Annotated in this window: 14 protein-coding genes, 1 tRNA gene and 1 pseudogene; 6 read left to right on the forward strand and 10 right to left on the reverse strand. The window is 63.9% G+C overall.

Annotation, left to right across the window (positions count from 1 at the left end; translation table 11 throughout):
- Nucleotides 1-56: 56 nt before the first annotated feature.
- Nucleotides 57-329 (forward strand): BQ00720 family protein, encoded by a 273-nt coding sequence (locus A7A08_RS04595; protein WP_069094367.1) that lies wholly within the window; start codon nt 57-59, stop codon nt 327-329.
- Nucleotides 330-436: 107 nt separating this feature from the next.
- On the opposite strand, the gene ptsN is transcribed toward A7A08_RS04595, so the two are convergent.
- From ptsN to A7A08_RS04635, 8 genes and pseudogenes are all read right to left on the reverse strand, one after another.
- A complete protein-coding gene (gene ptsN, locus A7A08_RS04600; RefSeq protein ID WP_069094368.1) occupies nt 437-901 on the reverse strand; it encodes a PTS IIA-like nitrogen regulatory protein PtsN in 465 nt (154 codons plus the stop codon).
- Between the two features lie 53 nt (nt 902-954).
- A complete protein-coding gene (gene hpf, locus A7A08_RS04605) occupies nt 955-1539 on the reverse strand; it encodes a ribosome hibernation-promoting factor, HPF/YfiA family (protein WP_069094369.1) in 585 nt (194 codons plus the stop codon).
- Nucleotides 1540-1770: 231 nt separating this feature from the next.
- Nucleotides 1771-3362, reverse strand: a pseudogene (rpoN, locus tag A7A08_RS04610) (RNA polymerase factor sigma-54).
- Nucleotides 3363-3410: 48 nt separating this feature from the next.
- The gene (lptB, locus tag A7A08_RS04615) at nt 3411-4310 is read right to left on the reverse strand and encodes an LPS export ABC transporter ATP-binding protein (RefSeq protein WP_083226458.1); all 900 of its coding nucleotides are present in this window, start codon (nt 4308-4310) and stop codon (nt 3411-3413) included.
- Nucleotides 4311-4436: 126 nt separating this feature from the next.
- A complete protein-coding gene (locus A7A08_RS04620; RefSeq protein WP_069094370.1) occupies nt 4437-5402 on the reverse strand; it encodes an LptA/OstA family protein in 966 nt (321 codons plus the stop codon).
- Nucleotides 5399-6133, reverse strand: a complete 735-nt coding sequence (lptC, locus tag A7A08_RS04625; protein ID WP_069094371.1) for an LPS export ABC transporter periplasmic protein LptC — start codon at nt 6131-6133, stop codon at nt 5399-5401. Before lptC ends, A7A08_RS04620 begins: the two co-directional genes overlap by 4 nt.
- A 181-nt stretch (nt 6134-6314) precedes the next feature.
- Nucleotides 6315-6926, reverse strand: a complete 612-nt coding sequence (locus tag A7A08_RS04630; RefSeq protein WP_069094372.1) for a ribonuclease D — start codon at nt 6924-6926, stop codon at nt 6315-6317.
- An 83-nt stretch (nt 6927-7009) separates the two neighbouring features.
- Nucleotides 7010-7096 (reverse strand) — tRNA-Leu (locus A7A08_RS04635).
- 121 nt (nt 7097-7217) lie between these two features.
- On the opposite strand from A7A08_RS04635, the gene A7A08_RS04640 reads away from it, so the two are divergent.
- Entirely contained in the window at nt 7218-8201 is a 984-nt protein-coding gene (locus A7A08_RS04640; protein WP_069094373.1) for a complex I NDUFA9 subunit family protein, read from the forward strand.
- On the opposite strand, the gene A7A08_RS04645 is transcribed toward A7A08_RS04640, so the two are convergent.
- Nucleotides 8192-8989, reverse strand: coding sequence for an undecaprenyl-diphosphate phosphatase (locus A7A08_RS04645; RefSeq protein ID WP_069094374.1), 798 nt, complete (start codon nt 8987-8989; stop codon nt 8192-8194). The genes A7A08_RS04640 and A7A08_RS04645 overlap by 10 nt on opposite strands.
- 103 nt (nt 8990-9092) lie before the next feature.
- On the opposite strand from A7A08_RS04645, the gene A7A08_RS04650 reads away from it, so the two are divergent.
- Genes A7A08_RS04650 through A7A08_RS04660 form a run of 3 tightly spaced genes read left to right on the forward strand, consistent with a single transcriptional unit; the run spans nt 9093 to nt 11800 of the window.
- Nucleotides 9093-9782, forward strand: a complete 690-nt coding sequence (locus tag A7A08_RS04650; RefSeq protein WP_069094375.1) for a glutathione S-transferase family protein — start codon at nt 9093-9095, stop codon at nt 9780-9782.
- 36 nt (nt 9783-9818) lie between these two features.
- Nucleotides 9819-10937: a tRNA epoxyqueuosine(34) reductase QueG gene (gene queG, locus A7A08_RS04655; protein WP_069094376.1), complete on the forward strand. Its 1119-nt coding sequence runs from the start codon at nt 9819-9821 to the stop codon at nt 10935-10937.
- Nucleotides 10934-11800 carry an SDR family oxidoreductase gene (locus A7A08_RS04660; RefSeq protein ID WP_069094377.1) on the forward strand — a complete coding sequence of 289 codons (867 nt, stop codon included), beginning with the start codon at nt 10934-10936 and terminating at the stop codon, nt 11798-11800. Before queG ends, A7A08_RS04660 begins: the two co-directional genes overlap by 4 nt.
- Here A7A08_RS04660 and A7A08_RS04665 read toward each other — a convergent pair.
- Nucleotides 11797-12609 carry an alpha/beta hydrolase gene (locus A7A08_RS04665; protein WP_069094378.1) on the reverse strand — a complete coding sequence of 271 codons (813 nt, stop codon included), beginning with the start codon at nt 12607-12609 and terminating at the stop codon, nt 11797-11799. The two genes, A7A08_RS04660 and A7A08_RS04665, sit on opposite strands and share 4 nt — an antisense overlap.
- 47 nt (nt 12610-12656) lie before the next feature.
- Between A7A08_RS04665 and A7A08_RS04670 the strand changes: the two genes are divergently transcribed.
- Complete coding sequence (locus tag A7A08_RS04670; RefSeq protein WP_069094379.1) at nt 12657-13844, forward strand: glycosyltransferase family 4 protein; 1188 nt, start codon at nt 12657-12659, stop codon at nt 13842-13844.
- The last annotated feature ends 29 nt before the right edge of the window (nt 13845-13873 follow it).

Genomic DNA, 13873 nt, shown 5'->3' on the forward strand with positions numbered 1-13873 from the left:
GCCGATCCTTCTCCAAAACAGTCCCGCTGCAGAGCCTCTGCACGAGGAGATGAGCAATGAACGAGCACGAAAAAGAAGACCGCGAACAGTTTCTGCCCATCAGCGAGGGCGAGTTGGCCATGCTGGGCGACGGCGAGGTGGCTTACATCAAGCAGCTCGACGCCGGTATTGCCCAGAAGCTCTTCCCTGCGCTGCGCGAGGCGCCGGAGGGGATCGATCTCTACGCCGTGCTCGGTGCGGACGGAACGCCGCTTGCGCTGACCGATAGCTGGAATGCCGCCGTTGCGAATGTCATGGAAAACGATCTCGTCGCGGTGAGCCTGCACTAGAACGACACCGCGCGACATCGCCGGAGCGATCCGGCACGAGAATCAAAAAAAGGCCCGGTACGCGATGCGTATCGGGCCTTTTCGTATGTCTTGTCCGCAAACGGGTGTCAGGCTGCGTTGGAGGCGGCCTCTTCCGTCAGGATGGCGTAAAGGGCCGATTGATCCTTGGCGCCGCGCAGCTTCTCGCGGGAGTGGTTGTCGCGCAGAACCCGCGACACCCTCGCCAGCGCCTTAAGGTGATCGGCACCCGCCCCTTCCGGCGCGAGCAGCAGGAACACGAGGTCCACGGGCTCGCCGTCGGCCGCATCGAAGTCCAGCGGCGTGGCCAGGCGTGCGAACAGCCCCACGATGTGGTTCAGGCCGGCGATCTTGCCATGGGGGATGGCGATCCCCTGGCCGAGGCCAGTGGAGCCCAACCGCTCGCGCTGAAGCAGCACGTCGAATATGTCGCGCTCCTCCAGGCCCGTCAGCTTGGCCCCGCGGGCCGCCAGCTCCTGGATGAGCTGCTTCTTGCCGTTAACCTTCAGCGCCGGCACCACAGCATCGGGGCCGATCAGGTCGCCTAGTTCCATGGTGAAAACCCACCCAAATCAGAATCGCTCGATGCCGCCGCCTTGGCGGTTTCCTACGCGTCTTCGCCGGCGAGGCCCTTGAGATCGAGCCAGCCGATATTTCCGTCGGCACGGCGATAGACCAAGTTTATGGCGTTATTGCCAGCATTCCGAAATACCACCACCGGGTAATCGGACAGGTCCATTTGCATGACAGCGTCGCTCACACTCATTTCGTGCACGACGGTCTCCGATTCGGCAATGATAACCGGATCGCCATCCTCGTTTTCCAGATCATCCTCTTGCGGAGGCGACTGGATAACGTAGGACGCCGCAGGCCATGGATTGCGGAGCGTGTCCATGCCGCCATGGGCCTTCAGGCGCCGCTTATAGCGCCTTAGGCGCTTGTCCAACCGTTCACAGGCAAGGTCTGCGCTCTGGTGGGCATCGGCCGCATCGCCGTGGGCTTCCAGGGTCGTGCCCTGCCACAAATGGACGGAGCAAGCCGTACGAAACTGACCGTGCTCCTTCTCGATACGGACGTGGCCGGAAGGCTCGCGGCCCAGATACTTATCGAATATTTGCGCGATCCGGTCCTGGACATAGGTCCGCATCGCATCCCCGACATCGAGGTTCTTGCCAGTAATCTGTAATGTCATCTTCTTTTTGCGAGGCTGCCCGGACCCGACTATCGCATCATGATGAGATGCGCCGCGGATGCCGCATTTAAGCGGAGGGCTCTCTTCGCCGGACCATCGCCGGGCGTGTCCCTGGTCAAGCCAACCCAATCGCGCGCGGAAGCTAGCCTCCCCTCCTTATAGTGTCAAACGCATAAAAAGGCCGCCTGCAACTCTCGGTATCCGCTCCTTTCGAGGCAGCCGGGCCCAACATCAAGCGGTGGCGCTGAGCGCGATCCGCTTCAATCGGCGGCGCTGCACGGAGGACGGTATCCGCAAGGATTCGCGGTATTTGGCAACCGTCCGGCGTGCGATATCGATGCGTCGTCCTTTAGTTTCTCCACGATCTTGTCATCGGAAAGGACATCTTGGGGCTGTTCCAGCTCGATCATCTCCTTAATGCGGTGACGGACCGATTCCGACGAGTGGGCGTCGCCGTTGGCCGTGGCCGGCACCGAAGAGGTGAAGAAGTATTTCAGCTCGAAGAGGCCGCGGTTCGTCGCCATGTACTTGTTGGCGGTCACCCGGCTCACGGTCGATTCGTGCATGGAGATGGCGTCGGCCACCTGCTTGAGGTTCAAGGGCCGCAGATGGCGCACGCCGTAGGTGAAGAAGCCGTCCTGCTGGCGGACAATCTCCTGGGCGACTTTCAAAATTGTGCGGGCCCGCTGGTCCAGGCTTTTGACCAGCCAATTGGCCGTGTGGAAGCACTCGGTCAGGTAGGATTTGTCCTGCTTCCGCTTCGTGGCCTTCGAAACCGTCGCGTAATAGCTCTGGTTGACGAGGACCTTTGGCAAAGTCTCGGTATTCAGCTCGACATGCCAGCTGCCGTCGGGGAGCTGGTGCACCATGACGTCGGGGACGATGGGCTGGGCTGGACTCGAGCCGAAGCTGAGGCCCGGCTTGGGGTCGAGGCGGCGCACCTCCTGAATCATGTCGCAGAGATCTTCGTCGGAGACGCTGCAGAGGCGGCGCAGTGCCGGAAGATCGTGTGCCGCCAGCCGATCCAGATTCTCCAATAGGGCCGCCATGGCCGGATCGAAGCGGTTGCGCTCCTTCAGCTGCAGAGCCAGGCATTCGCCCAGATCCCGGGCGAACACGCCGCACGGCTCGAAAGTCTGCAGCACTTCAAGGGTCTCTTCGATGAGTTCGAGAGGCGCATCGAGCTGCTCGGCGCTCGCCTCCAGATCGGCCCGCAGATAGCCGGTCTCGTCCACGCTATCGATGAGGTGATGGCCGATCACCCGCTGCACCGGGTCGGTCACCGTGAGATTCAGCTGTTCGGAGAGGTGCTCGCGCAGGGTTTCGGACTGAGCGACATAGGCCTCCAGATTGGGGGCGTCGCCTTCCGCATGGCCCTGTCCACGCACCATGTCGAGACCGGCACCGTTCCAGGCGGGATCGCTTTGAGCGAGGGGTGCCGCCGCCTCATTGTCGGGAAAAATGTCGCCGGGATCGGCGTCGAGGCTGTCGTTTGAGGCGGTGCTGTCCTTGGCCTGAAGGTCGAGCCATTCGCCGTCGCTTTCGGCATCGCCTTCGGCCGAGGCCTTGCGGCCGTCATGACCGTCGTACCCGTCGGCGTCGTAGGCATCGCCGGTGCTACCGCGTTCGGCCTGGCTGTCTTGGGCCGGGCTCGTATCGTCCTCCTGAGAGCGCTCCAGCAGGGGATTGCGCTCCAGCTCACCGTCGACGAATTCGGTCAGCTCGAGATTGGACAGTTGCAGCAGCTTGATGGCCTGCTGCAGCTGCGGCGTCATGACGAGGGTCTGCGCCTGACGAAGTTCGAGCTTTGCGGTGATCGACACTTACAGCTACTCCACGATCAGCGATACTATACACCCTGGATCGCCCGATCAGATCTTAAACTGGTCGCCCAGATAGACGCGCCTGACATCCTCATTGTTGATGACCTCGTGGGCCGTTCCTTGGGTGAGAACGGAGCCATCGTAAATGATGTAGGCGCGGTCGATGAGCTCGAGCGTCTCGCGGACGTTGTGGTCCGTGATGAGAACGCCGATGCCGCGCCGGGTAAGATGCCGCACAAGTGCGCGGATATCGTTAACCGCGATCGGATCGATACCCGCGAAGGGCTCGTCGAGAAGCATGAAGGAGGGGCGGGTCGCGAGGGCCCTCGCGATTTCGACCCGGCGCCGCTCGCCGCCCGAGAGGCTGAGGGCGGCGGATTTGCGCAGATGGGTGATGCGGAACTCTTCCAGCAAACCATCGAGCTGCTCCTGGCGCGCACGTTTATTCGGTTCCACCATTTCCAGAACCGCCAGGATATTCTCTTCCACATTCAGCCCACGGAAAATCGAGGCCTCCTGCGGCAAATAGCCGATGCCCAGGCGGGCCCGGCGGTACATGGGCAGCTTCGTGACGTCCCGGCCGTCAATGGTGATGGTGCCGGTATCGGCGGGGATCAAACCCGTGATCATGTAGAACACGGTGGTCTTACCCGCGCCGTTGGGGCCTAGGAGGCCAACGGCCTCGCCGCGGCGAATGTCGAGGCTGACGCCCCGCACGACGCGGCGCTTCTTGAAGGCCTTGGTGACTTCGCGGATGGAGAGACTGCCAGCCGGCGCCTGACGCGGCTGGGGCCGTTGGGGCTGCGGCTGACCGGCATGGGGATGGCCGGCTTGGGGCTGGCCGGCATGCGCCTGGCCCGGCTGCGGGCGAGCCTGCTGCGGCTGGTTCGGGCTCGGGCCCTCGTCAGAGAGCGGCCGTTGGTCTGGGAACGACAGCAACTTGCCCACTAACCTTTCCGTTTCGTGATGCTTGTCCGCGACAGGGTCTTCCGCGCCAGAACTTTTACACGACAAGATCTTACACGACGCTTGGCGTGAGCCTATCAATCTAGCATGGGCTATAGCGGAGGTGCGTCAATTGCTCCGCGGGATCAGCTGCATCGGCCCGCCGTCTTCATCTTCCCCGGAATCGCCCTTCGAGGATTTTCCCTTGCCGCCTTCATTGGGCATGAAAAGGGCGCGAATGCGGTTGTTGGCGGACGCATCGCCCGTATTCTCAAACCTGCTTTGGCCCGATGCGAGGTCGACGACAAGCTTATTCCCCTTTAGCACATTCTGGCCTTGGGTTAACACCACATTGCCACCCACGGTTACCAGCTCGCCGGGCACGTCGTAGATGGCCCAGTCGCTGTGCGCCGATTGCTCCTTCCCCTTGGACAGGAGCACATCGCCGCGCACCGTGACCGTCTCCTTGGTCATGTCGTAGACGGCCGTATCGCCCTTCGTCGTCTGGTCCTTGTCGCTCGTGATGAGCACGTTTCCGGTCATCGTCACCAGCTGGGTCTCGACGTCGTAGAGGAGATGGTCGCCCCGGCTGCTCTGGTTCTCCCCGTTGACGATGACGACGTTGCCCTTCGCCTCGATCTTGGTGAGCTGGCTGGCCGGGTTCTGCGCCGCGTCCCCGCCGCCCTCTCCACCCTCCGGGCTCGGCGCCGTCTGCCCTTCGGCATCGGCCACGCGGTCCGCATCGGGCGCGGTGCCTAAGGGATTTGCCGACCCCTTGTAGAACACGTGAAGCTCGGTCGTCCTGAGGGTGGTATCGCCCTGGACCGCGCGCACCTTTCCGGTGAACACGGCGACCTTCTTGGCATCGTAGACCGTCAGCCGCTCCGACGTGATGTCGATGGGCTCGTTGGAATTCTTGGAAAGGCCCTTGAAAGCCCCGGGTTTCGCGCCGACCGCGCCGCCCTTGATGGTCTGGGCGAAAGCGGGAAAGGCGCTCGCGGCCGTGAAGATGGTCATGAAGGCCGCCAGTGCACCCACCACGGCGATGGCGCGCCGCAAGGGCGGAGCCGCATTGAGGGAGCGCTTTGCCGTCATTGGCCGGGGCCTCCGGCGCCCGATTCCGGCGGCGATGCGCCCGAAGTTCCGCCGGCGGGCGTTTGGGGTTTCGGCACGAGATGAACCCTTACATTGCCGGCGAATTCCAACTCCTTATCGGCGGAGCGAAAGGTCAGCCGCTTCGAGCGGATGGTGCTCCTGTTGTCCATCTGGAAAACCACGGGCCTGGAGGAGTGCAGCACCTGCTTGGCCATGTCGATCTCGGCCAGGGAAAGCTGGCCGGTGATACCGGAGCTGGTCTGGACACGAATCTTCTCCTCCATCACCAAGCGCTCCTTCTCGCTGTCGAAGGTGCCGCGCAGGGCGGTCATGCGGGACCAGCCGTTCTTGCCGCTGTTCACCTCGGCCTTGATCTCGTGGAGGTCGACCAGGTTCGGATTCTCGACCTTCTGGTCCGCATAGGCTGCACTGATGACGTAGTCGCCGTTCTCCTTGTCGACGCCCTTGAGGGTAGGATTGGTCATGCGCAAGGCGCCGTCGGTTACCTCGATGCCGCTGATGCTGGCTTCGACGTCACCGACGGTGACGCTCAGACTGGAGGAGATGAAATAGCTGGCGAGAAGCCCTATCGCCACGACGGGAAGCACGATCCGCAGAATGCGCACGAGCCGGCTATGGCGCTCCGCCTTGACGAAGGCCCGCGTCCGCTCCGCCTCGGTGCGCAGCTGGAACGTATCGCCACGCTGGCCTCTGAGAGTCTCCGTCGTCATGTAGTGCGGGCTTGCTCCTTGAGCGCTGTCGGATGACCCGCTCGCGGCGACCTAGCGTGACGATTTTGATGATAATGCGACGCGAGGCTCGCGCAGGGCCGCAACTTCCGGTGCCTATACTTCAGCTTAGCGTCTTTCGCTCAGCTTGTCCTACGCGGTTTGTCGCCGATCTCGGCCTGCGCTAGTGGGCGAACGGGTCCATATCGTACCAGCCCGACAGGTCCAAGGCCGTGCGGATCGGCAGGAATGCAAAGCAACCCTGGGCAAGGGCGGTGCGCCCTTCGCGGGCCAGCATGGCGTCGAGGCGCCGCTTGATCTCGTGCAGGTAGAGGACATCCGCCGCAGCGTATTGCACCTGCTCCTGGGTCAGTTGCTCAGCGCCCCAATCGGAGGATTGCTGCTGTTTGGAGATCTCGACCCCCAGCAGCTCGCGGCAGAGATCCTTGAGGCCGTGCCGGTCGGTGTAGGTGCGGGCCAGCTTGGAGGCGATCTTGGTGCAGTAGACCGGGCCTGCCATGACGCCCAGATATTGCTGCATGACCGCCATATCGAAACGGGCGAAATGGAAAAGCTTCAGAACCGATTGATCGGTGAGAAGGCGGCGCAGCTCCGGCGCGTCGTATTGGCCGTTGAGCTGAACCAAATGCGCATTGCCGTCGCCGGATGACAGCTGGACCAGGCAGAGCCGGTCGCGCATGGGGTTGAGGCCGAGGGTCTCGGTGTCGATGGCCACTTGAGGCACGCCATCGAACAGACCCGGCGGCAGATCGCCCTTATACAGCTTCACTGTCATCGGCGATCATCCCCTCTTCGTATTGGATTGCCGGTTTGTCCGGATCGGCCAGAACGCCGATTTGCCGGCGAAAATCCGAAGAATGGTGCCCAGGAGAAGACTCGAACTTCCACGCCCTTTCGGGCACTAGCACCTGAAGCTAGCGCGTCTACCAATTCCGCCACCTGGGCCAAGGGGCTCTGCCTATTATCGGCGCACGCGCTTGTCAATCGGATCGAGCGCTTGAGGCCGGAGCTTGCCTGATATAATTGGCTAGATGGGAGTGAATAGCGTGCGAGTCGAGAGGCGAATATGGCGGTCGATCTGAACGTAAACAGCCGGGTCACGATTTTCGGCGGATCCGGCTTCCTCGGGCGCCATATCGTGCGCGCCATCGCCAAGACGGGCGCGCGGATGCTCGTCGCGGTGCGCCGGCCTCATCTGGCCAACTACCTCCAGCCGCTTGGCGGGGTGGGCCAGATCAATTTCGTCCAGGCCAATGTGCGCTATCCCGAGACGCTCGTTCGCGCCGCCGCCGGCTCGGACGCGGTGGTCAATCTGACGGGGATCCTGGCGCCGAGCGGCAATCAGACCTTCGAGGCCATCCACGCCGAAGGGGCGGAGAACGCTGCCAAGGCCGCGGTCGAGGCCGGTGTCTCCACATTGGTGCACATCTCGGCGATCGGCGCCGATCCGGAGTCGCCAGCCGCCTATGGCCGCACAAAGGCCGCCGGCGAAGCAGCGATCCTCAAGCATTTCCCGAAGGCTGTGATCCTTCGCCCGTCCATCGTGTTCGGACCGGAAGACGATTTCTTCAACCGCTTCGCCGCCATGGCGCGGATTTCGCCGGTCCTTCCGCTGATCGGCGGTGGCAAGACGCGGCTGCAGCCGGTGTTCGTCGGCGACGTCGCGAAGGCGGTGGTCGCCGGTCTCGAGGGCCGGGCGCGGGGCGGACATATCTACGAGCTCGGCGGGCCCGAGATCCTCACCATGGAGGACGTCATGCGCCGGGTGCTGGCCTATACGGATCGGAACCGGATGCTGGTCAATCTGCCCTTCTGGCTCGCCAATCTGAAGGCCCAGGTTCTTCAGTTCCTGCCGAACCCGCCGCTTACGCCGGATCAGGTCCGGATGCTGCGGGACGACAACGTCGTCAGCGAGGCTGCGGAAGAGGCCGGCCGGACCCTGGAAGGGCTTGGTATCACCGAGGTGCCGATCCAGGCCGTGGTGCCTGATTACCTGGAGCGCTTCCGGCCGCGGGGCGAGTTTTCGCCGCGGCCCCCGGCTCACGTGTAGAGCAGCACCACCAGGAAGCCCGAGAGCACCATCCGGTAGATCACGAAGGGCAGGAAGCTGACTCGCTTCACCAGCGCCATCAGGAAGGCGATGGCGGCGAGGCCCGCAAAGAAGGTGAGGCCCGCGCAGATGAAGCTGTCGGCGGAGATCGTGTCGCCGGCGGCCAGCGCATCGCCCAGGGTGAGCGCGCCGGCCCCGAGCATGGCCGGGATGCCCAGCAGGAACGAGAATCTCGCCGATTCGGTGCGGGTGAAGCCTAAGAACCGCGCCGCCGACATGGTGACGCCGGAGCGGCTGGTGCCCGGGATGAGGGCCAGCGCCTGGGCCACGCCGATGAACACCGCTTGGAACAAAGTCATGCTCTGCATGGTCTTCACCTGCTTCCCGACCATGTCCGCAACCAGCATGACGATGCCGTAGAAGAACGTGTTAAAGGCCACCACGCCGACGCTGCGGTCGAGATCGGCGAAGCCGAACTTCTTCAGAAAGAGGCCGAAGATCACGGCGGGAATCGTGGCAATGACGATGAAGACGGCCAGCTTGCCCTCCTCGGTGACCTTCCCCTTGAGAAGCTCGAAAGCGCCGCCAATCAGGCGCATGACGTCGCGCCAGAAATAGATCAGGATGGCGAGCAGCGTGCCCAGATGGACCATCACATCGGTGAACTGTCCCTGGTCGGGCCAGCCCGTGAGATATGGAATGAGGACCAGATGGCCGGAGGACGAAATCGGCAGGAATTCGGTGATGCCCTGCACGACGGCAAGGACGATGATCTGCTCGATCGACATGAGCCCCCTCTTCTAGCCGCCTTGTTACGGCCGGCTGCAGGTTCTATACGGAGCGACCGACTCGCGCGATGCTTTTTGCGGCCCCACGGCGCCGAATAGGTCGATGTCCAAACTCCTACACTATCCCCTCTGTCCGTTTTCCCGCTCTATCCGCCTTGCGCTGGCGGAGTGCGGCGTCGCCTTCGAGCTGAAGGAAGAGCGTCCTTGGGAATGGCGGCCGGACTTTATCCGACTGAACCCGGCCGGGTCAGTACCGGTTTTTGTCACAGAGAACGATTTTCCGATCTGCGGCGCCTATGCGATCTCCGAATATTTTCAGGAGACCGAGCTCGCCGAGGGTGAACCCCACAGCTTCCAGCTGTTTCCGGGCGACGCGGACGAGCGGGCCGAGGTGCGCCGGCTGATCGACTGGTTCCACGGCAAGTTCAACGGCGAGGTCACCACCTACATCCTCGACGAGAAGGTGTTCCGCAGCTTCGGGCCGCGTAGCTCCTCGCCGGACATGGAGGCGATGCGGGCGGGCCGGGAGAATTTGCGCTACCATCTCGCCTATATCGGCCATCTCGTGGAATCGAGAAGCTGGCTTGCCGGGGAGGCGCTGAGCTTCGCCGATCTCGCGGCGGCCGCCCATCTTTCCTCCCTGGATTATCTTGGCGAGGTGCCGTGGGAAGAGTTCGAGCAGGCAAAGAATTGGTACGCGCTGCTGAAGTCGCGCCCGTCCTTCCGGCCGCTCCTCGGCGATCGGGTGCCGGGCTTCACGCCGCCGGACAGCTACGCCGATCTGGACTTCTGAAACCCCAGATGAGCCCCAGACGAGGGGCGATGTGCTTTGACCCTGAAGACCGACATCGCAAGCGAGGCTGAAGCGCTCGGGTTCGACGCTGTGGCGTTCACGAGCGCCGACGCGCCAGGCAGCGCCGGGCCGGGTCTGGACGAGTTCCTGGCCCATGGCCGGCAGGGCGATATGGGCTGGATGGCGGACAATGCGGACCGCCGGAAGGATCCGAAGACGCTCTGGCCTGAAGCCCGGAGCATCGTCCTGCTGGGCGTCAATTACGGGCCCGAGGCCGATCCCATGGCTGCGCTCCAGCGTCGGGAGATCGGGACCATCGCGACATACGCCAAGCGGCGCGATTATCACGACGTCATCAAGAAGAAGCTGAAGCAGCTCGCGCGGTTCGTTCAGGCCGAGTCCGGCGCCGATGTGAAGGTCTTTGTCGACACAGCACCTGTGATGGAGAAGCCGCTGGCCGCCAAGGCCGGGCTCGGCTGGCAGGGCAAGAACACTATGCTGGTGAGCCGCCAGTTCGGCTCCTGGCTGTTTCTGGGCGCGATCTTCACAACGGCGGATATCGATCCGGATGCGCCGGAGGCCGACCATTGCGGCGGCTGCACCCGATGCCTCGATATCTGCCCGACCGACGCCTTCGCCGGGCCCTACAAGCTCGATGCGCGGCGCTGCATCGCCTATCTCACTATCGAGCACAAGGGCCATATCCCGGCGGAGTTCCGCAGACCCATCGGCAACCGGATCTTCGGCTGCGAGGACTGCCTGGCGGTCTGCCCCTGGAACAAGTTCGCTGGCGCTGCAAAGGAGGCCAAGCTTGCGGTGCGCGAGGAGGCGGATAATCCGCCTTTGGCGGAGTTGCTGGATTTGGACGACGCGGCGTTTCGCGAGCGCTTCCGCGGCACGCCGATCAAGCGGACGGGGCGGGACCGGTTCCTGCGCAACGTACTGATCGCTGCAGGCAATTCCGGCGACACGACTTTGCTGCCGCGCGTGGAGCGGCTTCTCTCGGATGAGTCGCCCCTGGTCCGTGCCATGGCCGTGTGGGCGCTGAAAGAATTGGCGCCCGGACGGGCCGACGAACTCAAGGGCACCCATCTGCCCCGCGAAACCGACAGGGACGCCGCGTCCGAATGGGGCGAGGCAAAGGTCGCAGCATGAGCAAGCTATTCTGTTTCGGGCTCGGATTTTCCGCCGAAGCCCTTTCGGCGCGGTTGAAGCGCGCGGGCTGGGAGATCGCGGGGACCGTCCGCAGCGAAGAGAAGGCCGACCGGCTACGCGCGCTGGGCTACAATGTCGTCCAGTTTGACGGCCCCGCCGACAAAGCGGCGGTGCTGGAGCCGCTGCAGGGCGCGACCCATCTGCTGCTGTCCATTCCGCCGCGCGATGGCGATCCGGCGCTGGAGCTTTTCCGCAGCGAGCTCGCCGGGCTGCAAAGCCTCGAATGGATCGGCTATCTCTCCACGGTCGGCGTCTACGGCGATCACGAAGGCGCGTCCGTCGACGAGTCGACACCGCCGAAGCCAGAGAAGGAGCGCAGCATCGCGCGGGTTGAGGCGGAGGCGGCCTGGCTGGCGCTGGGCGAGGAGATCGACGTGCCGACCCAGGTTTTCCGTCTCGCCGGCATTTACGGACCCGGGCGGAGCGCCGTCGAGAAAATCAAGGACGGAACCGCGAAGCGGATCGTGAAGCCGGGGCAGGTTTTCAGCCGCATCCATGTCGAGGATATCGCAACGGTGGTGGAGGCCTCCATCGCCCGGCCGCGCCAGGGGGCGATCTACAACGTCGCCGATGACGAGCCGGCGCCGCCCCAGGACGTCATCGCCTACGCGGCCGAGCTTTTGGACGTGACGCCGCCGCCGGAGGTGCCTTTCGAGGAGGCGGACATGTCCCCCATGGCGCGGAGCTTCTACAGCGAGCGGCGGCGGATCATGAACGACCTCATCAAATCGGAGCTGAAGGTGGCGCTTGCCTACCCGAACTACCGGGCAGGCCTGCGGTCCCTGGTGCCGCCGAAGGGCTAGGACTCGACGAGACCCTGGAGGGTCCGTTCCAGCCGCCGGAGATCCTTGGGCCGCGACAAGCGGTGGTCGCCATCCTTGATGAGATCGATCTCAACGTCGTCATTTGCGAGGAGCCCCATCAGGGCAAAGGCGTGGCGCCATGGCACGTCCGGATCTTCCATGCCCTGGAGGATGCGCACCGGGCAGCCTGGATCGAGCTTGCCGCCACCCAAGAGATGATTGCGCCCCTCCTCGATGAGAAAGCGGCTGATGGGATAGGGCGCGTCATAGTCGGAGGGCGCGTAATAGACGCCTTCGTCGAGAAGCTTCTGGCGCGAAGGCGGCGAGAGCTTCTCCCACATCAGCGTTTCCGTCATGTCGTGGGCGGGGGCGATCAGCACGAGGCCGGCGAGGAGATCGCCTTTACCCTCCCCCACAAGATGCCGGGCGAGGAGCAGCGCGATCCAGCCGCCCATGGAGGAGCCGATGACGATGACCCGTCGACAGTCCATGCGCTCCAGGATGGCGATGGCCTCCTCCAGCCAATCGCCGATGGAGCCTTGCGCCACATCGCCGCTGGAGAGGCCATGAGCGGAAAAGTCGAAGCGCGCGAAAGGCAGGCCTCTGCTCGCGGTCCAGTCCGCCAAGGCCGCCACCTTGGTGCCCGCCATGTCGGAAAGAAAGCCGGAAAGCCAAAGCAATCCGGGGGCTTCGCTTTCAGCCGTGGCTCCGGCAGCGCCATCCATGCGATAAGCGATGCGCCGCGCGGATGCGTCCGGCGCGCTCCGCGGGGGGCCGAGTTCCAGGAATTGCGGTTCGTCTTCGCTCACCGTATCACACCACTTCCGATCGCTAATTTCAGGATGAGCTTCCGCCCATGGCCGGCCCGACCATAATGCAGATCGTTCCCCGGGTCGAAACCGGGGGGAGCGAGCAATCGGCCCTGGAGATCAACGCCGCGCTGGTGAAGGCCGGCGCGACGTCGGTCGTCGTTTCGCAGGGCGGAAGGCTGGCGGACAAGATCGAAGCCGACGGCGGCAAGAACGTCATCCTGCCCGCGGCGAGCAAGAATCCCATCACCATGGTCCGCAACGCCGGGAAGCTCGCCCGGATGATGGAGACCGAGTTCGTCGATCTCGTGCATGCGCGGAGCCGGGCGCCGGCCTGGAGCGCGCTTTACGCCGCCCGCTCTATGAAGCGACCCTTCGTGACGACCTATCACGGTTCCTATGCGAGCCCGGCGCCGTTCAAGACCAGCTACAATAGTGTGATGGCGCGGGGCGATCTGGTGATCGCAAATTCCCAATGGACCGCCGACATGGTCCACGAACGCCACGGCACGCCTTACGAAAAGATGCCCGTGATCCCGCGTGGGCTGGATGCGAGCGAATTCGATCCGGTGCGGGTCAGCGAGGACCGCAAGGACAGGCTGCGGCGAGCCTGGGGGCTCGGGCCCGACGATATCGTGTTGTTGCAGGCCGCCAGGCTGACCGGGTGGAAAGGTCAGCGGACGGTGATCGATGCGGCCGCTAGGCTAAAGGCGCAAGGCCAGCTGGGGCACGCCGTGTTCATCCTGGCGGGATCGGCCCAGGGCCGGCAGAAATACGAGGACGAGCTTCGAAGCATGATCTCAGAAGCGGGTCTTGAGGACCGGGTACGCATCGTGGGCCATTGCGACGACATGGCCGCCGCCCACGCGCTGGCGCATGTGACGATCATCGCTTCGGTTCAGGCGGAGACCTTCGGCCGGGCGAGCATCGAGGCCCAGGCGATGGGCTCTCCGGTGATCGTGACCGCCATCGGCGCCACGCCGGAGACCCTGGTGCCGGCCCATCTGGATGCCGCAAACTTCACAGGCTGGCTCGTTCCGGCGGGCGATGGAGCCGCTCTCGCCGAGAAGCTCGCCGAGACTCTTGTGCTTGGGAAAATCGAGCGAGACGAGATTGGGGCGCGTGCCCGCGACCATGTGGCGCGCAATTTTTCGCTCTCCTCGATGCAGCGCCGGACGCTGGCGGTGTACGACAAGCTCCTGGGCACAAGGCTTGTCGAAAGCTTCGACCGCTGAGCCGCATTCCCGCCTACATTCTGCCGTCT

The sequence above is a fragment of the Methyloligella halotolerans genome (assembly GCF_001708935.1).
In the GTDB taxonomy this organism is placed as follows: domain Bacteria; phylum Pseudomonadota; class Alphaproteobacteria; order Rhizobiales; family Methyloligellaceae; genus Methyloligella; species Methyloligella halotolerans.